The sequence below is a fragment of the Vibrio sp. 1401 genome (assembly GCF_033340295.1).
On the sequence record NZ_JAWOWF010000032.1, the window covers coordinates 1 to 23,171 of the forward strand.

Genomic DNA, 23,171 nt, shown 5'->3' on the forward strand with positions numbered 1-23,171 from the left:
GCCTGATATCGACTCACTTCTTCCCTGGAACTTCTCCCACACATAAAAAAGCGCCCGTGTGTTCATGGGGCGCTTACAAAGAGTCTTAAGATTATTGAGAATAAGAAAAGCCCAACCTATTTAGGTTGGGCTTTTTGTTTTAAAGGGTGCGGGCCATCGACTTACTTGGTAGGAAAGCTGATTTGAGCGATTAAACCGCCTTCACTGCGATTACGCATCACCACAGAACCTGAATGCTGGCTGATTATACGCTTCACAATCGCCAACCCGAGCCCAGTGCCTTCACTACCGCGAGCTGTGTCACCACGCGTAAAGGGTTCAAATAACCTCGCGATTTGAGAATGCTCGATACCCGGTCCGTTGTCCTCTACTGAAATCCACACTAGCTGCTTATCTGCTGTCACACCAGTGCTGATTTTGACCCAGCCATTGCCATAACGTAGCGCATTCACAACTAAGTTACTGATCGCCCGCTTAATCGCAATCGCGCTTCCTTTGGCTGGCGGCAAGTTAAGATTAAGATCTGTTTCAATTTCAACCTCATAACCACCTTCAGAACTGGCGACGTCACTGGCAATCGTACTGATATCAACCGCTTCAAACGATTCTTGGTTCACCGGTTTGAGGTAATCCATAAACTGACTGATGATCTCATTACATTCTTCCGTATCGCTAATGATCCCCTCCGCAAGATAGCTGTCCTCAGGAGACATCATTTCTGTCGCTAGGCGAATACGCGTCAGAGGCGTTCGTAAGTCATGGCTAATCCCCGCCATTAATAAGGCTCGGTCTTCTTCTAGCTCTTGAATACCTTTCGACATTTGATTAAAGGCTCGAGTTACAGAGCGAATCTCCGATGCGCCTTTCTCTGCTAAGGGGGGCGGGATCTCACCTCGACCGACGTCTTTCGCGGCTCTCTCTAAAGCCAAAAGTGGACGGTTTTGCAAACGAATAAACAACCAACCACCAGCAATGATCAGCAGCGCCATAATCAAACTGTTACGAAACAGCGGTGCAAAATCTTCTTCTTGCAGCTCAGATAACGGAATACGAATGATGGAGTTCGGCAACTTTTCGATGTGCATCCACAAAATGTAACTTTCATCGCCAAGCAATAAGCGTACTTCTGTAGGCGAACCCAGCTCTTGGCTCATTTCTTCAGACATCAAATCAATCGACATTGCGTGATGAAATTCAATCGCCTTATCGCTGTCAAGGCTGTGAACCGTCACCCCTAATCTTTCTAATAATTGACGCCTTAACGGTGCATCAGACTTTAAAGGTCCTTCATCATCAAGCACCAAATTGAGCTCATGGGCGAGAATTTTATTGAACTGCTGCAAACTCGGCATCAACGCGTAGTTAAAAACGGCGTAGTAAGAGAAAACTTGGCTCGCGAGAAGCAAAGAGATGAACAGCAGAATAGATTGTGTCAGTGAACTTCGGATGCGCATGGAACGTTCCTAGTGGTCCTAATCGCGAAATTTCAGCCTTCAAAGGGAAGGTAATGAAGGCTGAAGTTGCTATAGCCAAGTGCTGGCTATGGAGTGAAGAGGTTACACCTCTTTGCCGTCTGGGACGAAAACATAACCTAGGCCCCATACGGTTTGAATGTAGCGCGGCTTGCTCGGATCGTCTTCTAACATGCGACGTAAACGTGAGATTTGTACGTCAATAGAACGTTCCATTGCAGAATATTCACGGCCACGCGCCATGTTCATCAATTTGTCTCGTGACATTGGCTCACGTGCATTCATCACGAGCGCCTTTAGAACAGCAAACTCTCCAGAGGTGAGTGGCATTGCCTCATCACCGCGGAACATCTCGCGAGTGCCTAGATTGAGTCGGAATTCCCCGAACTCCACCACTTTTTCTTCCGTGCTTGGTGCACCCGGCAACTCTACGGTTTGGCGTCGTAATACGGCCTTGATGCGAGCCAATAATTCGCGTGGGTTAAACGGTTTTGGCAAATAATCATCCGCCCCTACCTCAAGACCTACGATGCGGTCCACTTCATCACCTTTCGCGGTGAGCATTAAGATTGGCAACATATTGTTCGCGTGGCGTAGACGACGACAAATTGACAAACCGTCTTCACCTGGCAACATTAGGTCCAGCACCATTAAGTGAAAGTTTTCGCGCGTTAGTAGGCGATCCATCTGTTCGCCATTGGCGACACTTCGTACCTGAAAACCTTGCTCAGAAAGGTAACGCTCCAATAGAGCACGTAAACGAGCATCGTCATCAACCACTAAAATTTTATGATTTTCTTGCATTGAAACATCCTTTCAGAAGCGTCTATTGTCGAAAATGTATCACTGTTTTTCCTAACGTGCTCAAGCAAATTGTTACTCTTTTTATCTTAAGCGCTTTATTCTCTCTCTAGCAGGTATTTTCAGCACCTACTATTGACCATAATTCCATTCCAGTTCACGTTTGGCCTCAAGCAGCTCTTGCTGTGCCTCAGCCAGCTTGTGACGTTTTTTCTCAATTTTGTCTGCTTTCCCTGAATGCTGAGCTTCGACTAATTCTTCCTCTCGCTCCTCAACTTCTTTAGTCTTTTCTTCCACTTCTGCTTGCAGCTCTTGGCGCAGCTCACCTTCCGAGCATTCATTCTGGATAGCGGAAAGTGCTTGCTCCAAGCCTTTAATGCGATGCTCATTACCTTGCGCTTTTGCATACTCAAGCTGCTGCTCTACCGCTAACTCTTTAGCGTCACAGCCTTTCACTTCATCTTGAGCAAAAACTGAAAGTGAGAAACCTATTGTTAGTGCAGCACTACACATGACTGCTTTGTTCATTTTACTTCTCCGAGAAAGGCACCATGCCTTTATACCAAATATTCTGACGTTGAGACCCAAGTCACTTCTAGTGAACTTCATGAGACTTGAATCGGTGATAAAGCCTCAGTCTTCTGAGGCCGGTTGAGTGTATTCAATTGAGTTGATGAACCACTCTTTTTCACCTTCTGGGGTGCGTACCGTGAACTCTTCATCCACTTGTTTTTTCAACATCGCTCGCGCCATAGGTGAATCGATAGAGATGTAGTCTTTCGCATCGCCATAAATCTCTTCAGGCCCGACAATACGAAACTTTTTCACTTCTCCTGCCTCATTTTCTATTTCCACCCATGCACCAAAAAAGACTTTGCCTTCTTGTTGCGGAGAATAGTCAACGATCGTGACTTCTGGCAGGAATTTACGAAGGAAGCGGACACGACGGTCGATCTGACGGAGTAAACGTTTATTGAAGGTGTAATCCGCATTTTCTGAGCGATCGCCCAGGCTCGCCGCCCAAGTGACGATCTTGGTGATTTCCGGGCGCTTTTCATTCCAAAGGTAATCATGCTCTTGTTTGAGTTTGTTGTAACCTTCTCGTGTAATCAGCTTAGTTTTCAAATTAACTCCTATCTCAACTAAAAAATGCTGCTCTTTGGCAGCATTAAGGAGATGATATACCCAAAGATCCAATGTTGTTCAGGCTTTGGGTATCAAGGTGATAAGGCGGCCAGAGTGTTACTTTTCGTAATCCGGTTTTTGCGTCACGATGTAATTCGTATCACTCGAAACAACCGCGCCATGTTTTAGGAAGTTTTTACCTAAAATCATGCTGTAATGGAAGCGACCTCGGTCCTGTAAGTTGACTCGGATCTTCTTCTCTAATTCGCCAAGCTTAACATGCATTTCAACCACAGGGCGTACGTTCGCTTTCTCGCCTTTCTTAGCTTTAATACGCATGACATCAACAACAGGCTTGGTAAACGCCTGTTTCATGCCAAGATCGTTCTCATAGGTAAAGCTCACCATGTCTTTGCCGTCTTTCTTAAACTGCTTGATGTTCTTAGCATTGATTGAGCTTACATCTGCACCCGTGTCTAACTTCACAGGGAAAGACATCCCCTCAACTTCAGCCACTTCGATATGGCCAGCTTTGAAAAGTGGCCTTGCATCTAGTAGATGGTCTGCGCGAGTGTTCAGCAACACACCACCCTTGGCTATGTCATGACCAAAGACGAAAAAGGGTTGAGTGTCACCCTCATCAAGCACATCGAGCGCAAACTTCATTGATGTGTCTTTTCTACCGAGAAGAAAGTCTCCTTCGACAACAGGGCGAACCGCGCTGCCAACCTTGAGCTTTTTCAACACTGGTTTGGTGATTTTTTCTTCTTTCCCCTCATCGTTCATTAAATAAAACGTGACGGATTCATCCTTACCTTTTTCTGTTACTTCAAACCCATTTACACGCAGTAATGGCGTTTTCACAGTAAAAGTGGGGTAAGCAGGGACGGTATAACCATCAATGGTGACCTGTTCTTCTGGTGAAACGACAAGAGGTTTTGATTTGAGTGCGCTTTTGAACGTTTTTTCTACGCCACCCAATAGATTTTCTCTGTCCGTATCAATAACAAAGTGCTGACTCGCGACGTCCCGACCTAAGCGAATTTGCGAACTGAACTTACTGCGATCACGCAGATACACCAACCAACGTTGAGTTTCGTTTTCGCCGACTTTGACGGGTAAATAGACTAAAGGACGCTCGCTTTTGGTCGTTTTCAGCATTCGTACCAAGGGTAATGTCATTGGATGACGCTTGCCATTCTCGCCCTCTAACATAAAAGAGACTTCGTTATGCTTTTTGTCTACCTTGATGTCCAGTGCATGGACGTTGGTATAACGGCTAGAAGTTGAAATGCTGATCTTATATGGCACACCTTCGACTTCAACCGTCTCTTTTTTGCCAATCATTTTTGCGCTTGGCTGTTCTTGAAGATAATCGTAACCAGCGAAGACCCATGCGTTATCATCGAGATAAGTTTTACCAATCAAGATAGGAGAAGAGAATTGCGTACGCTTGGTCAGGTTCACTTCCGTATCAACGGTGTGACCAGCGATTGTCATCGGCATTTTTATTGTCGGGCGTAGGATGGGCTTTTTGCTTGTTCGACTGCGAATCGCGCTCACTCTTTCCAGATCATCGGTAATCTGTATTTCCTTCCCTGTATAAGGGTGAGGAACCGTAAAGCTAACCTTTACTTGATATGGCTTAAAGCTGTCGGCGTCCCACTTTGCCTTCGTACCACCTAAGTCATCGACAATCGCCCAAAGTAACTCGTTATCTTTCAAATCTTGGTAATCTGGGTGTGAGCTACTGACATGGATATTCTCCGCATGCATCGATGTCGTATCTGCACCAGTATCAATCTTGCCAATAAATGGCACCGCTTTTAGTTCCGGAATGTCACTGTAGTAGACGCTCTCCACACGCCCTAGTACCAATTTGTTATCGAGCTGATAAACGGGAGCTTGTGTGGTTCCTGAGATAGACTGCGCCCAACTAAGCGGGGCGGCAAGTAAGGCACTCGTAAGCGCTAACGCCAAAGACATTTTTTTCATCATGATTATCCGTATAAGCCGAGGTACATTTAGTGATATCAACAACCGTGGAATTAGGTTAGTCGATAACTGCGGATATAAGTTCTCAATTTAATTACAGTTTTGACATAAATATGACTGATGTCCACCAGCGCCCGGTAAATTTTTGCCTCGTTAATTTAAAACATTGCAAATTCTTCGAACGACCCCAATGTTCTATACAACCAAAACTGAATTAAAAGAGAAAACACGGATGAGCCAAGCTATCTGTCGCATGATTGCTCAAGAACTGAATGTTCGCCCAGAGCAAGTCAACGCCGCTGTCACCCTAATTGATGATGGCAACACTGTCCCTTTTATTGCACGTTACCGCAAAGAGGTGACGGGGGGCCTTGATGATACCCAGCTTCGTACTTTGGACAGCCGTCTGTCTTACCTTCGTGAAATGGATGATCGCCGTCAAATCATCCTCAAATCAATCCAAGAGCAAGGCAAACTGACGCCAGAGCTAGAACAAGAGATCGCGCAGGCAGACAGCAAAACTCGTCTTGAAGACTTATACCTACCTTACAAACCCAAGCGTCGTACGAAAGGTCAGATCGCGATTGAAGCTGGTCTTGAACCACTCGCAGATCAGCTTTGGAATCATCCACAAACCGAGCCAGAAAGCGAAGCAAGCAAATACCTTGATGCAGACAAAGGCATCGCAGACACCAAAGCTGCATTGGATGGCGCTCGCGCGATCATCATGGAGCGCATCGCAGAAGACGCAAACTTACTGGAAAAAATTCGCAACCACTTAAATCGCAATGCGGAACTGGTTTCACGAGTCGTTGAAGGCAAAGAGCAAGAAGGCGAGAAGTTTAAAGATTACTTCAACCACAACGAGCCCCTAAGCAAAGTGCCATCGCACCGCGCACTGGCGATGCTACGCGGCCGTAACGAAGGCTTCCTGACATTGGCAATGAATGCTGATCCAGAACAGGAAGAAGGCGCTCGTCAGTCTTACTGCGAAACGATTATCGCCGACCATTATGGCGTGACGCTAAGCAGCGCACCGGCGGATACCTGGCGTAAGCAAGTGATCAGCTGGGCATGGCGCATCAAAGTATCGATGCACATGGAAACCGAGCTAATGGGCGCAATGAAAGAGCGCGCTGAAATCGAAGCGATTGAAGTATTCGCCACTAACCTAAAAGACTTGTTGATGGCAGCACCGGCTGGCCCTCGTGCAACACTTGGTCTAGATCCGGGTCTGCGTACAGGTTCAAAAATCGCGGTTGTCGACTCAACAGGTAAAGTGCTTGCCACCGAAACCATCTACCCTCACCCACCACAAAAACAATACGACAAGTCAGCACAAATCGTTGATCAGTTGGTGCGTAAGTACAACGTGGATTTGATTGCGATTGGTAACGGCACGGCTTCACGTGAAACCGACAGCTTTGTCGCAGACGTCATCAAACGTGGCAACCTGAAAGTTCAGAAAATCATCGTGAGTGAAGCGGGTGCATCGGTTTACTCAGCGTCTGAGCTTGCAGCAAAAGAGTTCCCGAATATGGACGTATCACTGCGTGGTGCAGTGTCGATTGCACGTCGTTTGCAAGATCCATTGGCTGAACTCGTGAAAATTGATCCTAAATCTATTGGTGTGGGTCAATACCAGCACGATGTAAGCCAATCTATGTTGGCAAAACGCCTAGATGCGATTGTGGAAGACTGTGTAAACGCGGTTGGTGTTGATGTGAACACTGCTTCTGCGGCGCTACTGACGCGCGTAGCAGGCTTATCAAGCACCATCGCGCAGAACATTGTCGACTTCCGCGATGAGAACGGCCGCTTCGAAGCACGTACAACCTTGAAGAAAGTACCTCGTTTAGGTCCTAAGGCGTTCGAGCAGTGTGCAGGCTTCCTACGAATCATGGATGGTAAGAACCCACTTGATGCGTCTGCGGTTCACCCAGAAGCGTACCCAGTGGTCAAAGCGATTTCTGAGAAGAACAACAAAGATATCAAAGCACTGATTGGTGATTCAAGCTTCCTTAAAGGTCTGCATGCGGTCGATTACACCGACGATAACTTCGGCGTTCCAACCATTACAGACATCATCAAAGAGCTGGATAAGCCGGGTCGTGACCCACGTCCAGAATTCAAAACGGCGACCTTTGCAGAAGGTGTAAACTCGGTATCTGACTTGGAACCGGGCATGATTCTAGAAGGCGTGGTGTCTAACGTAGCCAACTTCGGTGCCTTCGTTGATATCGGCGTTCACCAAGATGGTCTTGTGCATATTTCTGCACTGACAGATCGTTATGTGTCTGACCCACGTGAAGTGGTGAAAGCAGGCGACATCGTCAAAGTGAAAGTGATGGAAGTTGACGTGCAGCGTAAGCGCATTGGTCTATCGATGCGTATGAACGACGAACCGGGTCAAGACAACCGCAGCCAACGCTCATCAGCAGCGCCACGTCGTAATGACCAACCGCAGCGTCGTCAGCCTCGCCGTGATGCTTCGTCATCGAACAGCGCGATGGGCGGTGCGTTTGCTGCAGCGTTTGCTAAAGCGAAAAAGTAACCTTACCTAGGCTTCACCGCTAACGAGCTTTCATAACTAAAAAGAAAACGCTCCAATCAGTCAACCTGCTTGGAGCGTTTTTGTTTGAGTAGGATATTGAGTCGTCATAATACTGCTATCACTTCTGACGGGGTATGGGGAGCGACTGCATGACCATAATGAAACTTGATCACCTTCCTGCGCTTTTCCATTAATCCTTCATTGATCGCAGCATCCAAAATGCGCTTTGGTAAGCGAAAGCGGATCGCGTAGCCTTTCCCCTGGTCTTCACTATACGATTTGAGCGCAAGCAAACTAAAAAGCCGTTCTAGTGTATCTTCCGGCTCTTCTTGATAACGCGTGTCGACTTCCGTTTCCATATCATAATCAGGATGCTCTGAAGGATCCCAAGAAGACTGACGTCGGCGCTTGTCGTCACCTTTTACTTTTCGCTCTGCATTGGTTTTGGCCAATGCGACCGTTGGCGTTACAGGCTCTCGGACTTTATTGTCGCGAGCTGCTTGTTCCGTCTGCACATTCACGGATGGGGCGATCAGTGGCACACTTACGTTGGTCGGTGACACAATCATTGCGAACCCTCCTCAGAGTCGCCCAACTCGTCAATATGGCTTAGCTTTATTGGCTAATAAAACCTCACCAGCCTTTATATCGACCACTTTTTAAACAACTTGAGGTATTTCCGCTCGTACTTGCTCAATCGTGAGCAAACTCTCGGATTTGAACACAAAATTCGTCATGTTCGGTGATAAAAGGCGCATGAGAGGACTGATTAAAAACAAACTGCTGGGTATGAGGCAACTGTTCACTTAAATCGTTAGCTACTTTAATTGGCACCAACCCATCTAAACGGCCATAAAGACGCAACATTGGAACAGAAAGAGACGTCAACGCATCGCGCAGATCCACATCAGCAAGGATGTTTAGCCCAACCAACAGCGATTCAGGGTTTGGCTGAGGGCGCGATAGTACCGCTTGCTTGAGCTGTTTAACGTCTTTACGCGCTGATGGGCTGCCCATCGCTTGCAACGCCATAAAGCGCTCAATGGTCAGTGAGAAATCTTCTAGCAACTGAGAGGTGAACGCACTCAGTACATTCGGTTGAATGCCACGCCAAGGTTTTTCTGCGGCAAATTTAGGTGAGCTGGCAACCGTAATCAACTTAGCCACGCGCTCGGGCATATTTAATGCCACATGCGTCGCCACTAAACCTCCGAGGGACCAACCAAGCCAAATCGCTTTCTCTGGCGCACCTTGCACCACCAAGTTAGCAATATGGTCTAAATCTTCAGCATGAGATTCGGCGCTATGTCCGTACCCCGGAAGGTCAACCACATGAACTCGGAAATAAGGTTGAAGAGACTCGACTGTCTGCTGCCATACCGCACCATTCATGCCCCACCCATGAAGTAACACCAAATCTGGTCCCTGACCAAATGACTGCCAGTGTAATTTCGTGCTCATGCTCTCAATCTCTCCCACTTATTTTATTCCCTACGGCTTCAGCCAAGCGTTAGGCTGAGTAAAATATCACCATGAATAAACGCTATGTTATCTCATCACTGGCAAAACATCATGCATCGTGTATTGAGCAGTCAATGCGGCCTGTGTCGGTTCCCTATTCAAACACCAAGCCACACAAATACTCTGCGCTGGTGCGAGCACTGTTTAAAATACCTAACTCCAGTAAAACGATGTCAACGCTGCGGTTTATCATTACAGAAAGAAGAAATGAGTACGGATAGTATTTGTGGTGAATGTCTTTCAGAGCCACCGCCATGGCAAAGGCTATACACGTTAGGCGATTACGACTTTCCCCTTTCACGGGAAGTACAACGCTTTAAAGATCACGGAGAGTCTTGGCATGTAAAAGCATTAACCGAGCAACTGGCACTGCGCATCACCACGCCAGCTCCAATCATTACCAGTGTGCCATTGCACTGGCAGCGTTACCTGCGCCGGGGTTTTAATCAAAGTGATGTTTTAGCCCGACACCTCGCCAAGCAATTGCAGACTAATTTTGATGCGAAGGTCTTTCGTCGAGTAAAGCTCGCCCAATCACAGCGTGGTAATACCAAAACAAGCCGTGAACAAAACTTAAAAGGCGCGTTTATTCTCAATAAGCAACCTCACTATTCCCATGTTGCCATCGTCGATGATGTAGTCACCACAGGCAGTACCGTCCGACAATTATGTCATTTACTACTTGAAGTTGGCGTAGAAAGCATCGATATTTACTGCATCTGCAGAACACCTGCTCCTCGTTCTCTCTAGATCGCTTCGCCATGCCTTAGCATCAAAAAGACTAGACCCATACGTCAACAAGAGTAGAATAGCAGCAGTAACCTACAAATTTACTCGGGTATTCGTCGTGTCAAATATTACTATTACAGAAACTGCGCAAACGCATTTCGCTAACCTTTTAGGTCAACAACCTGAAGGCACTAACATTCGTATTTTCGTTGTGAACCCAGGTACACAAAACGCTGAGTGTGGCGTGTCTTACTGCCCACCAGAAGCAGTAGAATCGACCGACACTGAACTCTCTTACAGCGGTTTTTCAGCTTACGTGGATGAGCTAAGCCTGCCATTCCTTGAAGACGCTGAAATCGATTTTGTTACCGATAAAATGGGCTCTCAGCTAACGCTAAAAGCACCTAACGCTAAAATGCGTAAAGTTGCGGACGACGCACCACTGGTTGAGCGCGTTGAGTACGTTATCCAAACTCAAGTGAACCCACAACTTGCTGGCCACGGTGGTCACGTAAACTTGGTTGAGATCACTGAAGACGGTGTTGCGATTGTTGCATTTGGTGGCGGTTGTAATGGCTGTTCTATGGTTGACGTAACACTAAAAGAAGGCATCGAGAAAGAGCTGCTAAACCAGTTCATTGGTGAACTAACCGCAGTTCGTGATGCTACAGAACATGACCGTGGTGATCACTCTTACTACTAAGAGTAAACACTGTCAGAAAATGGGAGGCTTCGGTCTCCCATTTTTGTATCGATACTGAGGTGATGCTGAGATGCTTAGCTCGACTCGTAAAATCCGCTAGAAACTCAGGCGGAGTTCTCATATATTAAGAATCTTACGCATCTCGTAAACGCCAACGACACCAAGGAGCCAGCGTCATGCCGAAACGAACCCCACCAGAGATACTCTCATGCCAGACGGTTGCAAAATCCAAACTGTTTGCTGTGGAAGCGCTCGACCTTCGTTTTTCCAATGGTGAGCACCGTACTTATGAGCGTATGAAGCCAAGTGGACGAGATGCTGTAATGGTAGTCCCTGTAACAGAACAAGGCGATTTATTACTGGTGCGTGAATACGCCGCTGGAACTGAACGTTACGAGCTAGGTTTCCCAAAAGGGCTGATTGACCCAGGAGAAACACCACACCAAGCTGCGGATCGTGAGTTAAAAGAAGAAATCGGCTTTGGCTGCAATCAGTTAACCCCGTTGAAACAAGTTATCCTCGCGCCATCTTACTTTTCGAGCAAAATGACTCTATTTTTAGGACAGGCGCTTTATCCAGAGAAGCAAGAAGGCGATGAGCCTGAACCACTGGAAATTGTGCGTTGGCCACTTGCGCAAGCCGAAGAGTTATTAACTCACATGGATTTCTGTGAAGCACGAAGCATCACAGCGCTAATGTTGGCACTGAAACACTTACCAAACACCACTCACAATCATAACCAATAACGGTCATTAGAACCGAATAACACTGTGAGTAAGGACTATCACTTATGCCAATGACAAAAGATCTATCTCACCTACTTCCTCAAGTCATCGAGATTGCCCGCAGTGCTGGGCAAATGATCCTCGAAATATATGAAAAGAAGCAATACGAGGCCTACACCAAAAGTGACGAAACTCCCGTAACAAGTGCAGATATTGCAGCTCACAAGTTCATCACTGAACGCTTGAGTGATCTGACGCCTGACATTCCCGTGTTGTCAGAAGAAGACGCAGACATAAGCTTAGAGCAACGCGCTCAGTGGGAACGTTATTGGTTAGTCGACCCTCTTGATGGTACTCAAGAATTCATCGCTCGCAGTGGTGACTTTGCCACTATTATCGCGTTGGTCGACAACAATCGACCAACCATGGGCGTCGTTTACGGTCCTGTATCTGGCGTGACTTACTACGCTTATAATGGCAAAGGCGCCTGGAAAATTCCCGACATGTCGGACAGCGTCAAAATCCATACACACAAACACGAACAGCCAGAGCAAAGCATCGCAATTGCTATTAGTCGTCGCCAAGACATCAATCGTATTACTAACCGTATGAGCAGCGCCTGGAATTACGACTTAATACCGCTCGGTTCTGCGGCATTGAAAGCATGCCTCGTCGCGGAAGGGGCGGTAGATTGCTATCTCCGACTAGGTCCAACAGGTGAGTGGGACACCGCTGCGACACAATGCATTGTTGAAGAAGCTGGCGGACGTATTCTCAGCACGCAATTAGAACCGCTGTCATATAACGAGCGGGAAACACTAGAAAACCCGAATTTTATTGTTCTTGGTGATGCGGATTTACCTTGGAATGAGATTTTACAACGCAAAGATTAAGCGCCCTATCGGTAAAATTTAGAGCACAAAATTCTAGCAATAGAAAGGCCACGAATATCTTCGTGGCCTTTTCTTTTTGACCTTCTGTACAGCACTTGGAGTATTTGGCCTACCATGTTCCAGTTACTTGCAAAGCTGAACAAAAGAAACAAATCGCTTAAAAAATCATGACTTTAAACTTTCATTCACTCCCAATCAAGATCGAATGTACAGCGAATAGAGGTTTTAGCTTACGATGATCCAAAAGCAAAAAGAGCTGCACAATAGCAGCTCTTTTAAGATATTGGATTTTGTCACGATAGGTTAGAAGCGCCCTTGGTAGTTAAACTCATATTGACCTTGAGCATTCGGCTTACCCAACCATTTCAGTTGCTCCCCCATGCTGGATGGGAACTCTGCACCAGGTTTGAACCACGCTTTGGTTGAGTACCGTTGATTAGGCATCAGTTCAGCGGAAAACGCCGCAGAGACTTGTTTGCTGCTCTGCTCACCAGTTGCCGTCAATACACTATCCTGACAGTTTATATCGGCAATCACAGGACCGAGATCTAAGCTGCCAACGGGGCTTTGAATACCACTGGCATTCCATACTAAAGTGCCTTCACCGTTCTTACACCAAGGCGCAGCATAAGTCGCATGACGAATATTCAGCTCAAGCTGCCCATCAACACCAACAGGCACAGGGAGGCGCGCTTGCTCAACAACTTTTACCGCCGGAATCGAGGCAACTAAGTTTTTGGCATAAGGGCCATCACTTAAGCTATAGCCGACAAAACCGCGCCCACGAACGTCCATTTCACTACCACGACCAAAGCGCACAGCAAACTCAGCTTTACCTGTCAGTAGACTCGACCATTGGAAATCCCAATTAACTTCTCCAAGGTTCTGGCGCTGCCAACGAATACTAGCAGCTTGACCTTGCCATACCGAACCGTTGGCTCCTTGAATGTCCAGGCCTCTCACTGTTGGTGCTTGTTGTAACACCCAAGAGACTGGTAATCCCATTAAAAGACTGACTGAAAAAAAGACGATAAAGATAACAACGTAAAGTACTGCTCGCTTCACCTTAACCTCGCTTAAACTGAAGGCGGTTTACATCGATCATGCCCGCTTGCTCTGTTCGGTCGATATCTAAAAATTCGACTTCAATACCCTGTTGCTCTTTCAAGTAACGTAACCAATCCACTAGTTGATTAAACGCGAGTGGTTTGATCCACACTTGAACGCTCTCATTACGAGGTTGTACTCGAATCAACTCAACTTTATAACGACGAGCTGAAGAAGAAACTAACTGATTCAACGGTTTACTAGAGTAGCTCACACCGCTGCTTTTTCGCAGTGCAGTGATGCCATCCGCTTTATCTTGTACCCAAGCTAGCAACTGCTTTTCACTTTGAATACGTGACTGAGCTAGCTCCGCACGTTGACTCATTGGTTGTAATAAACCCCAATAAATAATACCGATAACGGCAATAGCGCCACATCCCATGACCAAACGCTGCTCACGCTGCGAGATGCTGCTCCACCAAACCTGAGCTTGAGAAATTAAATTTTTCATCATCACCTCACAAACGCTTCAAAACAAAGCTGCCAACCACAACGTTATCGCTACGGTTCAACTGACCTTGCTCAACATTAAACTTCTCTGCCAATTTCACACGAGCCTGCTCAAAAGGTTGGAAGTCTGAACTACGAGCCTGAATACGTACTTCGCCACGTTGTCCGTCGTATTTAAAGCTAGTGATCTCCAAGTCGCTGACCTGACCAAGCGTCGCGGGTAATGCCGCCAACCATGACAACATTGCCTGCTGACCACCTCCACCAGATAAGCGGCGCTCTTCATCATCCATTTGTCGTTTGAGGTAACTAACGGTAGGAATGCGTCTTTTATTTGGGAACACTTGGCGGAAAATACGCTCACTCTCCTCACGATACGCTTGAGCTTGTGCTTCGTACTTGTGGACCACGAGCAACTGCTGCGCAACCATGACAACGATAAGCACCCCCGCAGCAATGGTGGCTTTTTGCCAGAGCTTCCAGTATTTACCCCAAGAAGATTTCGGCTTGAAGATCCCAGTCAGCAAATTGACTTTGCTTTCTGTCACCCCCTTCGCCAGTAAAGCCATCGTCATTTCTTCTGGTTGCGGCTCCCATATTTCAGGTAACGCAGATTCCGGGACCGAGCTATAGCAATCGAGCTTCCAACCTTCATGATTTTGTAGATAAGAAGAGAGGTAAAGGTCTAACCAAGAAGCGTCGACAACCGCGCCCTCTGTCACAGAGTGACGAATTAGCCATTGCTCGCCAATCATTGCAGCACTGCTGTGATCTCCACGAACCGGTAACGCAAGCACATCGGGTAAAATGCGTTTAATGGCGATACCTTGGCTTGAGAAACGTTGCAGTACAGTCTGAATCCAAGCACGTTCAACTGCGCAAATCTGCGCTTTATCCGCTTGTTTACCCAACACGCTAAAGTGCAGGCCATCAACGTCCTGAGCAACTTCGTCTTCCACTAAGTACGGTAACATCGCCTCGAATTGGCGTGTTGCACCAGGCGGTATATCCACTTGCGTCAGGACCACATCATTACTCGCCAACAGCGCCACAACTTGGCGCTGACCAGCATATGAGACCAATTCATCTAAGTGTTCCCACCCGGCGATTTCACCGCTAGCAATCACTTCCTGTTGATCTGTCGACCACACCACCCAAGGAATGGTACTTTGTTGTTCGCTACTCAGCCGAACGGTCAGAAACTCGCTCACTGATCCCTCCAAAACGACGGCGAACTACGGTCACCGTTTCTCTATTTGTACTTTGCAAAAGGCTTCGGATACGTACACGTGATTCATCCACCAACACTTGTGCATCCAATTCAAAAAAGGCGCTATCCACACCCAAATAGCCTTTGGCGTTTTTCTTTACATCTTCACTTAAGCCAGCCATTTCTGACTCTGCTAAAAATTCATCAATGCTATCCCACCCATCAAATGGGCGTTTTTCAATTAGCTGAATCGCATCACTACTGCTTAAGTTTGGTGAGAACATTGCCACCAAAATCGGAGTTTGCTCAACATCAATCGTATTCACGTTTAAACGCCAGTCATCACTTGGCAATGCACAGACCAACGGCTCCAATTTTTGGAAAATTTCACCACTCACCTGATAGACAGCCCGTAACTCGGAAGCATCTGCCATCCAACCATTTGATGCCAAATAGGAAGGTTTCATCGCTTCATATGTGCTGTCTTCAACCCCAGTAGTCGAACGGACAGAGTCATCAGCATCAATGTATTCCCAAGTAGAGTCTGCAATGATTTCTGCTTGATATGGCTCGACATCCAACTCTTCTAATAGGCGCTGCAATACATTCACTAAATATGGTCTTGTAATTTGCTGACCCGTTGGTTGCACACGACTCAATACATTTAGATTAAAGCACGCTTGCTTGTCTCTAATTCGTCCCGCCGCTTGACCATAATCTAACGGATAGACTTGCTCTTTTATCGCCCACGGTTGACTCATATTAATCGTGTCGGTGTCTTTATAACTTTGTTCGATACCCACTTTTGCTAGCGCCTCGACGCCAAGGCTGTACCAGTACGCTTGCTGGTAATTGATTTGATTAGCGCCTCGCTGAAACTGTAAGAACAAACGTTCCGACATGCTGGCGGCAACCGTCGCCATAATCGCCAGCAACATCAACACTATAATCAAAGCAACACCGCGCTGACGGTTAACCATTATTGCTGTCTCCTGAACTTTCCTCTTTCTGACTCAATGTGCCATCAGGAGTGAGATAAGTGCGGGCAATTTCTCCATAGTCTTTGAGAGTGAGAACAACAGAAACCGCTTTCGGCAGCGCTTTTTCTTCAGCCCACTCTTTTTTCCATTGCTTACCATCATAGAAACGCATATCAAATGACTCGACCTGCGTTAGCAATGGAGTAACAGTACCTTGTTGCCCAACCGGCGTATCAGGATAGCGCCACCATACTCGCTGCAGTGTTTCTTCTTTTAAGCGATAGCCAACCTTGGTTACTTCTCCACGAGGGAACTGCTGCTGAGGATTGTGCCAACCTAAACGGGCAAACATCAGCCCTTTAGTATCGGAGTCCAACAGGTAATCGGACCAAAAAATTAGCCGGCTAGCAGGCTCTTCACCATTAGTACGTGTTTGACGCATCGCCATTTGACGAAAATCGTTATCCATCATAACCATGGCACGCTGAATTTCGTTTAAGCGTTGGGTTCGTTCTTGTGATAGCGCATTGCTACGCTGTACTTGCGATACCACTTGGTACGCTGCGACACTTAAACTGGCAAAGATGGCAATCGATACCAACACTTCAATAAGTGTAAAACCTTTTACCCTTTGGCGCGTGTTTGCGCGGAGATGATTATTGCGCCACATAGCTTCGTACCGTTACTACAGGGCTCGCGCTTTTCTCTACCGAGACGCTCACATCAAATGCTTTCAGCAATGGCTGCGTCGTGGCGACTGGCGTGACTTTCCAGAACCAAGTGCGTCCTGCCAGCTCTTCTGTGCCGTTTTTCGCTTTGAGTTCTCCGGTATTCAACATCACATTTGCCATCTGATTATCCACAACCATGGCTGCAAACATTTTTTCTTCTAGATAACTGATTGTATTAATATGCTGGCTCACAGAGCGAATGACACTGATGGCAGCGGTAGCGAAAATTGCCAGTGCGACCAATACTTCCAGTAAGGTCATGCCTCTCGTCCGGCGATGACTCAAATTTGGGCGAGCTTGCTTAAAATTGCGCATTCTCATCCTCTTTCACTTCTTCGCCCGGAGCTAATAACAAAATTTGTCCACTTTCTTTGCCAATGACTCGCCAACCGTCATTAAAGGCATCACCATTTTGCGGAAAAAAAGACAGGGTAAATGGCGTGACTTCGGCGCTGGAAAAGATAAACACTTGCGGTGGCTCAATTTTCTTTTCGTCCTCTTCTTCTGCGAACATGTCTTCATCAAAAAGAGAGCCTGGTTTGAATAAGCGCTCATCATTATCCCAAGCACCACCTCCGAGTTCGAGTTGTAGCGTAATATCTTCTTCTAGCTTGGTTTTGCTCGGAATCTGCTTTAATTTCAGAGGCTGCCAACCTTCTGAGGTTAAACTCAGTAAAGAGTAGGTCGATTTGGCATCATCCACTCGAACGCCAAAATCTTTACCGCTCAGCACCGCTTCTTCATTGAGCAGCTGTAAACGCTGAAAAAAGCTTTGAGCATACTGTTTGGAAAGATCTTTTTGGCTAGTCGGTAATGTCGAGATCACGGCCACAGCCGTAAGAGATAGCAAAACCAGCACCAATAGAATTTCTATCAATGTAAAACCGTTATGTTTTCGCATTTGTTTCATTAGTGCTGGCTTAGGCTCAATTATTGGAAGTCTTGCATGTTCCAGTTGCCAATATCTGCAGCTGGACCTTCTCCACCTTCTTGGCCATCTGCGCCTAGAGTGAAGATATCGATTGTACCGTTATCACCTGGGCTTAAGTATTGGTACTGGTTGCCCCAGGGGTCATTAGGAAGACGTTTGATGTAACCACCATCACGGTAGTTGCGTGGCTCTGGGTTAGATGGCTTGCTAACCAATGCTTCTAGACCTTGGTCCGTTGTTGGGTAAACGCTGTTATCCAACTTGTACATATCTAGGGCATTTTCCAGCGCTACGATGTCCGTAATCGCTTTTTGTTGGTCAGCCTTCTCTTTGTTACCCAATAGGTTTGGAACAACGAAACTTGCCAAAATACCAAGGATAACGACAACAACCATCACTTCTAAAAGTGTAAAACCCTGTTGTTTACTACGCTTAAACTTCATTTTTTTCTCCGAAAGTTAGATTAAAGCCATGCCGTTAGTAGACACGTCTTAATTCGAAATTATCCGCTCATCAAATTATTCATTTCTAGCATTGGCATCAAGGTCGCCATCACAATGAACAACACTAATCCAGCCATTAATGCAATCAGCGCAGGAGTAAACACACCCAGAGCAATATTGACTGTTGATTCAAAGTTTTGATCTTGGTTATCGGCTGCCCGCGTCAACATGCTCTCTAATTCACCACTTTGCTCACCACTGGCGATCATGTGTAGCATCATTGGTGGAAACAAGCGGGTTTGGTCCAACGCCTTACGCAAACTAGCGCCCTCTCGGACGTTATCCGCTGCAAGCAACACTTGCTGCTTCACATAACGGTTAGACATAACATCTACCGCAACGCGCATACCCTCGAGAATTGGAATCGCACTGGAAGTACAGATCGAAAGTGTTCGCGCGAATCGTGCGGTATTCAAACCTCGAGAGATCTTACCTATTAGCGGTAAGCTCAAGATTTTTCTGTCCCAAGCTAAGCGAAAGTCTGGCTTTTGCAACGCCAGTTTGAGGCCATAGAAAAGCGCCACCAGCACAACGAAAATAATCAGCCCCCAATCTTGCACAAACTCACTGGCTGCCAGTAAAAATTGCGTCGATTGAGGTAACTCTTGGCCCATCTGAATGATGGGTTCAATGATTTTAGGAACCACTGTCGCCAATAAGAACGAAACGATGACAACCGCGAATACCACCAAAACTACAGGATAAATCATTGCTTGAAGCAATTTAGATCGCATCTTTTGGCGGTTTTCGACATAGTCTGCCAAACGCTCTAATACGGTATCGAGGTGACCTGATTTTTCGCCCGCCGCAACCATGGAGCGGTACAGTTCATCAAACACGTGTGGGTAATCGGCAAAACTGTCGGCGAGCGGATAACCCTCGGTTACTTTCGAGCGAACCGCAGCCAACATAGAACGAATCCTCGGCTTTTCAGCCTGCTCAGAGACCGCACGCAAACACTCTTCCAAAGGCATTCCTGATTGGACTAGCGTAGACAATTGCCGTGTGATGAGTGCCAGCTCAGATGTCGAGATGCCGCGCTTAAAGCTGACTGAACCTGAAGACTTAGCCGATTTAGCTTTCGTCTCGACCACTTCAATCGGGATCATCCCTTGCTCTTTGAGTCGCTGGCGCACTTGTCGGGCGTTGTCCCCTTCTATCGTGCCTTTTTTATGCTTGCCTTTTGCATCTAGCGCTTTGTACTCAAATGCCGCCATTAGGTTTCCTTCGTCACTCGCATCACTTCTTCAAGTGACGTAATGCCACGACGCACTTTGCTTAAACCATCGCTGCGAATACTTGGCGTATGGGCGCGAACGGCTCTCTCAATTTCTTGTTCACCAGACTCTCGATGAATCAATTCTTGCACTTGCTCATCGACCATAATGAGCTCGTGGATACCTGTTCGACCTCGGTAGCCTTTTTGGTTACACGCTTCACAGCCTTTTGCTCGGTGCAGTTCTAACGGTTCATGCGCTTCCATACCAAACAGTTTTTTCTGTTCCGCATCGGCTTCATACGGCTCTTTACAGCTTGGACAAAGCGTTCGAACTAAGCGCTGCGCTAGCACCCCTAATAACGAAGAAGAAATAAGGAATGGCTCAATACCCATATCACGTAGACGCGTAATCGCACCCACTGCGGTGTTGGTGTGGAGAGTCGACATTACCAAGTGACCCGTTAAGGACGCTTGCACTGCAATTTGTGCGGTTTCTAAGTCACGGATCTCACCGACCATCACCACATCCGGGTCCTGACGCAGAATGGCACGCAAGCCGCGCGCAAACGTCATGTCGACCTTTGGGTTCACCTGAGTTTGACCGATGCCATCAATATCAAATTCGATCGGGTCTTCAACCGTTAGAATGTTGCGTTCGTTGCTATTGATCTCTTGCAAGCCAGCGTACAAGGTGGTGGATTTACCAGAACCTGTCGGGCCCGTCACCAAGATGATACCGTGAGGGCGGCCAATCAAGTGACGGAAGTTGTCATGCACTGAAGGGGTCATGCCCAAACTATGTAAATCAAGACGAGTCGCGTTTTTATCCAACAGACGCATTACCACGCGCTCCCCATGAGAGGACGGCATCGTCGATACACGCACGTCCACCGCACGACCACCGATACGCAACGAAATACGGCCATCTTGAGGCACACGCTTTTCTGCGATATCTAGTTTAGCCATAACCTTCACACGAGAAACCAGCAAAGGCGCTAGCTTACGACTTGGGGTCAGAACTTCACGCAATACGCCATCGACACGGAAACGAATCGAAAGGGTTTTCTCGAACGTCTCAATATGAATATCCGACGCACCTTCTTTGATCGCTTCGCCCAACATGGCGTTGATCAATTTGATGATTGGCGCATCGTCTTCCGATTCTAATAAGTCTTCATCATGCGGCAGTTCTTCAGCCAAAGAGAAGAAATCATCGCTATCAGCACCAATATCTTCCATCAACTGACGCGCTTCAGACGAGTCGCGTTGATATGCTTCAGTCAGCTTTTTATCAAAGGCTTCTTTATCGATAGGTTGCGGTACGAAGCTTTTCTTTAATACACGACGGACTTCAACCAGAGCCGCAGGGTTAAGCGGCTCGACATAGTAAAGAATAGGTGGACGCTCAGGATGCTCTGTCTCCAGCACCAGTTTAAAGCGGTTGGCAAAACTGAATGGCAGACGACGCATACTTGGCGCTGTGTCTAACATATCAACCATTAGTTGTTTTCCATTTGATCAATAAACGCTTGGATCTCTGTTGGGTGCTGACGCTCCTGGCCAAAGGCTGGCATAACCGGGATCTTCTCGTCAGCCATCAACTTCAAACCTTGATCCGCTTTGTAAAGCTGTTCTGCGCGAATAAAGTTGTATTTACGCTGCGTAATACCGTCGGCCGTCACACCATCGCGAATAATCGTCGGCTTGATGAACACCATCAAGTTACGTTTTTCTGTTTGCGTGCTAGTTGACTTGAACAGATGGCCAAGTACCGGAATGTCACCCAATAGCGGCACTTTAGACTCACTTTCAAGTGCGCGTTCATCGACCAAACCACCAAGAACCAACATCTGACCATCTTGGATCATGACAGAGGTGTTTAACTGTCGTTTAGCAAAGCGAACGTCAACCGCACCGTTTGCGCCTAATACGTTGGAAACTTCTTGTTCAATGTTTAACTGTACAGAGTCACCTTCGTTAATTTGTGGCACTACTTTGAGTTTGATACCGACTTCTTTACGGTCAACCGTTTGGAATGGGTTGTCGTTGTTTGAGCCAGCCGTAGAGCCCGTAATAACCGGAACCTCTTCACCCACAATAAATGATGCTTCGCCATTATCCATTACGGTAATACTCGGAGAAGATAGAATGTTTGAGTTGGAGTCAGAAGCAACAGCACTAATTAGCGCTGTCCAGTCACCCATGACAATACTCATTGCCGCACCATTTACTCCGCTAAGTGCTGACGCTAGCGTAGAGTAGTCACCTGATTCAGTAACATCATATGGCGTTCGTTCGCCATTAGAGTTGGTATAGTATTCAGTTCGGGTTTGATCTTTTGCTTCTTCTAGACCAACCATCACCTGACCAATCGGGGCTCCTGAGTTACCGTACTGAATTACAGCACCCGTTTCTAATGAACCCCACTGAACACCTAGGTTAATACCATCACCTTCAGACATTTCGACAATTAACGCTTCAATAAGAACCTGAGCACGACGAATATCGAGTTGAGAAATGACGTCTTGTAATGCCATCATAATATCTGGTGGCGCTGTTAAAACTAACGAGTTAGTTGCAGCGTGAGCAGCAATGACGACCTCACCACGCGATGCACCTGATGTTTTCTGACCGGCTTGCTTTTCAGCTTGCAGGTTATCGGAAACACCTTTCAATACATCCACCAAGTCTTCAGCTTTCGCATTTTTCAGGTACACAACTCGGTTGTTACCTTTTGTCGCCATTTCAACATCAAGTTGACGAATCAAACGTTTCAAGCGGGCTCTTACTTTTGGATCACCAGAAATTAAAATCGCGTTAGTACGTTCATCGGCCACAATTTTAGGTTCAAGGAACTCTGGCGTGCTTTTCTGATTCGCACTTTTATTCAGTGCTTCGACAATGCGTACCATTTCAGCAGCAGATGCATTACGCAGCTCCACCAATTCAATTTCTTTATCACCGGCTTGGTCAACACGCTTGATGATCTCTGCTAAGCGATTCACTACTGCCGCACGACCAGTAATCAAGATAATATTCGCTGGATCATAATGAACCACGTTACCGGCACCGGCGTTATCAATCAGCTGACGAAGTAGAGGAGACAACTCTCGAACCGACACATTACGCACCGCGACAACTCGAGTGATAACACTATCGCCTTGCGCGCTGCCATCACCTAACACAGGGATTGCTGAGGTTTTTGAGTCTTTTGCTTTGATAACCTTAAGTACCCCATTGTCCATTTCTACGACTGCGTAACCGTATACTTCAAGGACATTAAGGAAAAAGCTGTAGTATTGCTCTTCGTTAAGAACGTCATAGCTGCGGACATCGATTTTACCGCGTACTGAAGGATCAACAATGATGGTCTTTTCGAGGTTACGACCCACTATGTTGATGAATTCTTGAATATCAGTGCCTTTAAAGCTCGCACTAAATTCGTTTGCCATTGCACCTGGTACGCAGAGTAAACTTCCTGCTAGTAGCCAAGCACTTTTGCTGAACCAATGTTTCACGTAT

General features: G+C 46.8%; 23 protein-coding genes. 5 read left to right on the forward strand and 18 right to left on the reverse strand.

Annotated features, from left to right (window positions below):
* Positions 1–161 precede the first annotated feature (161 nt).
* The 5 genes from envZ to R7Z77_RS15945 form a co-directional block, all read right to left on the reverse strand.
* Positions 162–1,454 (reverse strand): two-component system sensor histidine kinase EnvZ, encoded by a 1,293-nt coding sequence (envZ, locus tag R7Z77_RS15925; RefSeq protein ID WP_017820700.1) that lies wholly within the window; start codon positions 1,452–1,454, stop codon positions 162–164.
* Between the two features lie 102 nt (positions 1,455–1,556).
* Positions 1,557–2,276, reverse strand: coding sequence for a two-component system response regulator OmpR (gene ompR / locus R7Z77_RS15930; RefSeq protein ID WP_005379333.1), 720 nt, complete (start codon positions 2,274–2,276; stop codon positions 1,557–1,559).
* A 129-nt stretch (positions 2,277–2,405) separates the two neighbouring features.
* Positions 2,406–2,801: a DUF1090 domain-containing protein gene (locus tag R7Z77_RS15935; RefSeq protein ID WP_017635004.1), complete on the reverse strand. Its 396-nt coding sequence runs from the start codon at positions 2,799–2,801 to the stop codon at positions 2,406–2,408.
* A gap of 105 nt (positions 2,802–2,906) precedes the next feature.
* Positions 2,907–3,398: a transcription elongation factor GreB gene (gene greB / locus R7Z77_RS15940; RefSeq protein ID WP_005379321.1), complete on the reverse strand. Its 492-nt coding sequence runs from the start codon at positions 3,396–3,398 to the stop codon at positions 2,907–2,909.
* 117 nt (positions 3,399–3,515) lie between these two features.
* Positions 3,516–5,396, reverse strand: coding sequence for an ATP-dependent zinc protease (locus R7Z77_RS15945; RefSeq protein ID WP_005384728.1), 1,881 nt, complete (start codon positions 5,394–5,396; stop codon positions 3,516–3,518).
* A gap of 229 nt (positions 5,397–5,625) precedes the next feature.
* Here R7Z77_RS15945 and R7Z77_RS15950 point away from each other — a divergent pair, with 229 nt between their 5' ends.
* Entirely contained in the window at positions 5,626–7,947 is a 2,322-nt protein-coding gene (locus tag R7Z77_RS15950) for a Tex family protein (protein ID WP_053349750.1), read from the forward strand.
* A 104-nt stretch (positions 7,948–8,051) separates the two neighbouring features.
* On the opposite strand, the gene R7Z77_RS15955 is transcribed toward R7Z77_RS15950, so the two are convergent.
* Both R7Z77_RS15955 and bioH read right to left on the reverse strand, forming a co-directional pair.
* Entirely contained in the window at positions 8,052–8,516 is a 465-nt protein-coding gene (locus tag R7Z77_RS15955; protein ID WP_005379316.1) for a hypothetical protein, read from the reverse strand.
* A gap of 124 nt (positions 8,517–8,640) precedes the next feature.
* On the reverse strand, positions 8,641–9,408 hold the full coding sequence (bioH, locus tag R7Z77_RS15960; RefSeq protein ID WP_005384724.1) for a pimeloyl-ACP methyl ester esterase BioH: 768 nt from the start codon (positions 9,406–9,408) through the stop codon (positions 8,641–8,643).
* Positions 9,409–9,492: 84 nt separating this feature from the next.
* On the opposite strand from bioH, the gene R7Z77_RS15965 reads away from it, so the two are divergent.
* The 4 genes from R7Z77_RS15965 to cysQ all read left to right on the forward strand — a co-directional run bounded on the left by R7Z77_RS15965 (position 9,493) and on the right by cysQ (position 12,518).
* A complete protein-coding gene (locus tag R7Z77_RS15965) occupies positions 9,493–10,218 on the forward strand; it encodes a ComF family protein (RefSeq protein WP_215810582.1) in 726 nt (241 codons plus the stop codon).
* Between the two features lie 97 nt (positions 10,219–10,315).
* Positions 10,316–10,900, forward strand: coding sequence for a Fe-S biogenesis protein NfuA (gene nfuA, locus R7Z77_RS15970; RefSeq protein WP_005379313.1), 585 nt, complete (start codon positions 10,316–10,318; stop codon positions 10,898–10,900).
* A 176-nt stretch (positions 10,901–11,076) separates the two neighbouring features.
* Positions 11,077–11,646: an ADP compounds hydrolase NudE gene (nudE, locus tag R7Z77_RS15975; protein ID WP_065275013.1), complete on the forward strand. Its 570-nt coding sequence runs from the start codon at positions 11,077–11,079 to the stop codon at positions 11,644–11,646.
* Between the two features lie 44 nt (positions 11,647–11,690).
* The gene (gene cysQ, locus R7Z77_RS15980; RefSeq protein ID WP_005379308.1) at positions 11,691–12,518 is read left to right on the forward strand and encodes a 3'(2'),5'-bisphosphate nucleotidase CysQ; all 828 of its coding nucleotides are present in this window, start codon (positions 11,691–11,693) and stop codon (positions 12,516–12,518) included.
* Between the two features lie 303 nt (positions 12,519–12,821).
* On the opposite strand, the gene R7Z77_RS15985 is transcribed toward cysQ, so the two are convergent.
* The 11 genes from R7Z77_RS15985 to gspD are packed head-to-tail and all read right to left on the reverse strand — an operon-like array spanning position 12,822 to position 23,167.
* Positions 12,822–13,583, reverse strand: a complete 762-nt coding sequence (locus R7Z77_RS15985; protein WP_017635007.1) for a type II secretion system protein N — start codon at positions 13,581–13,583, stop codon at positions 12,822–12,824.
* A gap of 1 nt (position 13,584) precedes the next feature.
* A complete protein-coding gene (locus tag R7Z77_RS15990) occupies positions 13,585–14,076 on the reverse strand; it encodes a type II secretion system protein M (protein ID WP_318136742.1) in 492 nt (163 codons plus the stop codon).
* A gap of 7 nt (positions 14,077–14,083) precedes the next feature.
* The gene (gspL, locus tag R7Z77_RS15995; RefSeq protein ID WP_053303405.1) at positions 14,084–15,286 is read right to left on the reverse strand and encodes a type II secretion system protein GspL; all 1,203 of its coding nucleotides are present in this window, start codon (positions 15,284–15,286) and stop codon (positions 14,084–14,086) included.
* Positions 15,255–16,265, reverse strand: a complete 1,011-nt coding sequence (gene gspK / locus R7Z77_RS16000; RefSeq protein WP_005382999.1) for a type II secretion system minor pseudopilin GspK — start codon at positions 16,263–16,265, stop codon at positions 15,255–15,257. The genes gspL and gspK overlap by 32 nt, the downstream gene beginning before the upstream one ends.
* Complete coding sequence (gspJ, locus tag R7Z77_RS16005) at positions 16,258–16,935, reverse strand: type II secretion system minor pseudopilin GspJ (protein WP_132936677.1); 678 nt, start codon at positions 16,933–16,935, stop codon at positions 16,258–16,260. The genes gspK and gspJ overlap by 8 nt, the downstream gene beginning before the upstream one ends.
* A complete protein-coding gene (gspI, locus tag R7Z77_RS16010; RefSeq protein WP_017635009.1) occupies positions 16,922–17,311 on the reverse strand; it encodes a type II secretion system minor pseudopilin GspI in 390 nt (129 codons plus the stop codon). Before gspI ends, gspJ begins: the two co-directional genes overlap by 14 nt.
* Positions 17,298–17,897: a prepilin-type N-terminal cleavage/methylation domain-containing protein gene (locus tag R7Z77_RS16015; RefSeq protein ID WP_248487229.1), complete on the reverse strand. Its 600-nt coding sequence runs from the start codon at positions 17,895–17,897 to the stop codon at positions 17,298–17,300. The genes gspI and R7Z77_RS16015 overlap by 14 nt, the downstream gene beginning before the upstream one ends.
* Positions 17,898–17,926: 29 nt before the next feature.
* A complete protein-coding gene (gspG, locus tag R7Z77_RS16020; RefSeq protein WP_005379298.1) occupies positions 17,927–18,370 on the reverse strand; it encodes a type II secretion system major pseudopilin GspG in 444 nt (147 codons plus the stop codon).
* Between the two features lie 59 nt (positions 18,371–18,429).
* On the reverse strand, positions 18,430–19,647 hold the full coding sequence (gene gspF / locus R7Z77_RS16025; protein ID WP_005382993.1) for a type II secretion system inner membrane protein GspF: 1,218 nt from the start codon (positions 19,645–19,647) through the stop codon (positions 18,430–18,432).
* Positions 19,647–21,149, reverse strand: a complete 1,503-nt coding sequence (gene gspE, locus R7Z77_RS16030) for a type II secretion system ATPase GspE (protein ID WP_005379296.1) — start codon at positions 21,147–21,149, stop codon at positions 19,647–19,649. Before gspE ends, gspF begins: the two co-directional genes overlap by 1 nt.
* The gene (gene gspD, locus R7Z77_RS16035; RefSeq protein WP_005379295.1) at positions 21,149–23,167 is read right to left on the reverse strand and encodes a type II secretion system secretin GspD; all 2,019 of its coding nucleotides are present in this window, start codon (positions 23,165–23,167) and stop codon (positions 21,149–21,151) included. Before gspD ends, gspE begins: the two co-directional genes overlap by 1 nt.
* Positions 23,168–23,171 lie beyond the last annotated feature (4 nt).

Excerpts from the sequence above, each read along its gene's own strand:
- gspI (WP_017635009.1), bottom strand. The coding sequence starts at position 17,311 with ATGCGCAATTTTAAGCAAGCTCGCCCAAATTTGAGTCATCGCCGGACG.
- gspF (WP_005382993.1), bottom strand. The coding sequence starts at position 19,647 with ATGGCGGCATTTGAGTACAAAGCGCTAGATGCAAAAGGCAAGCATAAA.
- R7Z77_RS15950 (WP_053349750.1), top strand. The coding sequence starts at position 5,626 with ATGAGCCAAGCTATCTGTCGCATGATTGCTCAAGAACTGAATGTTCGC.
- gspG (WP_005379298.1), bottom strand. The coding sequence starts at position 18,370 with ATGAAGTTTAAGCGTAGTAAACAACAGGGTTTTACACTTTTAGAAGTG.
- envZ (WP_017820700.1), bottom strand. The coding sequence starts at position 1,454 with ATGCGCATCCGAAGTTCACTGACACAATCTATTCTGCTGTTCATCTCT.
- nudE (WP_065275013.1), top strand. The coding sequence starts at position 11,077 with ATGCCGAAACGAACCCCACCAGAGATACTCTCATGCCAGACGGTTGCA.
- R7Z77_RS15945 (WP_005384728.1), bottom strand. The coding sequence starts at position 5,396 with ATGATGAAAAAAATGTCTTTGGCGTTAGCGCTTACGAGTGCCTTACTT.
- R7Z77_RS15990 (WP_318136742.1), bottom strand. The coding sequence starts at position 14,076 with ATGAAAAATTTAATTTCTCAAGCTCAGGTTTGGTGGAGCAGCATCTCG.
- gspK (WP_005382999.1), bottom strand. The coding sequence starts at position 16,265 with ATGGTTAACCGTCAGCGCGGTGTTGCTTTGATTATAGTGTTGATGTTG.
- cysQ (WP_005379308.1), top strand. The coding sequence starts at position 11,691 with ATGCCAATGACAAAAGATCTATCTCACCTACTTCCTCAAGTCATCGAG.
- R7Z77_RS15935 (WP_017635004.1), bottom strand. The coding sequence starts at position 2,801 with ATGAACAAAGCAGTCATGTGTAGTGCTGCACTAACAATAGGTTTCTCA.
- gspJ (WP_132936677.1), bottom strand. The coding sequence starts at position 16,935 with ATGTGGCGCAATAATCATCTCCGCGCAAACACGCGCCAAAGGGTAAAA.
- R7Z77_RS15965 (WP_215810582.1), top strand. The coding sequence starts at position 9,493 with ATGTTATCTCATCACTGGCAAAACATCATGCATCGTGTATTGAGCAGT.
- gspE (WP_005379296.1), bottom strand. The coding sequence starts at position 21,149 with ATGGTTGATATGTTAGACACAGCGCCAAGTATGCGTCGTCTGCCATTC.
- R7Z77_RS16015 (WP_248487229.1), bottom strand. The coding sequence starts at position 17,897 with ATGCGAAAACATAACGGTTTTACATTGATAGAAATTCTATTGGTGCTG.
- ompR (WP_005379333.1), bottom strand. The coding sequence starts at position 2,276 with ATGCAAGAAAATCATAAAATTTTAGTGGTTGATGACGATGCTCGTTTA.
- R7Z77_RS15955 (WP_005379316.1), bottom strand. The coding sequence starts at position 8,516 with ATGATTGTGTCACCGACCAACGTAAGTGTGCCACTGATCGCCCCATCC.
- bioH (WP_005384724.1), bottom strand. The coding sequence starts at position 9,408 with ATGAGCACGAAATTACACTGGCAGTCATTTGGTCAGGGACCAGATTTG.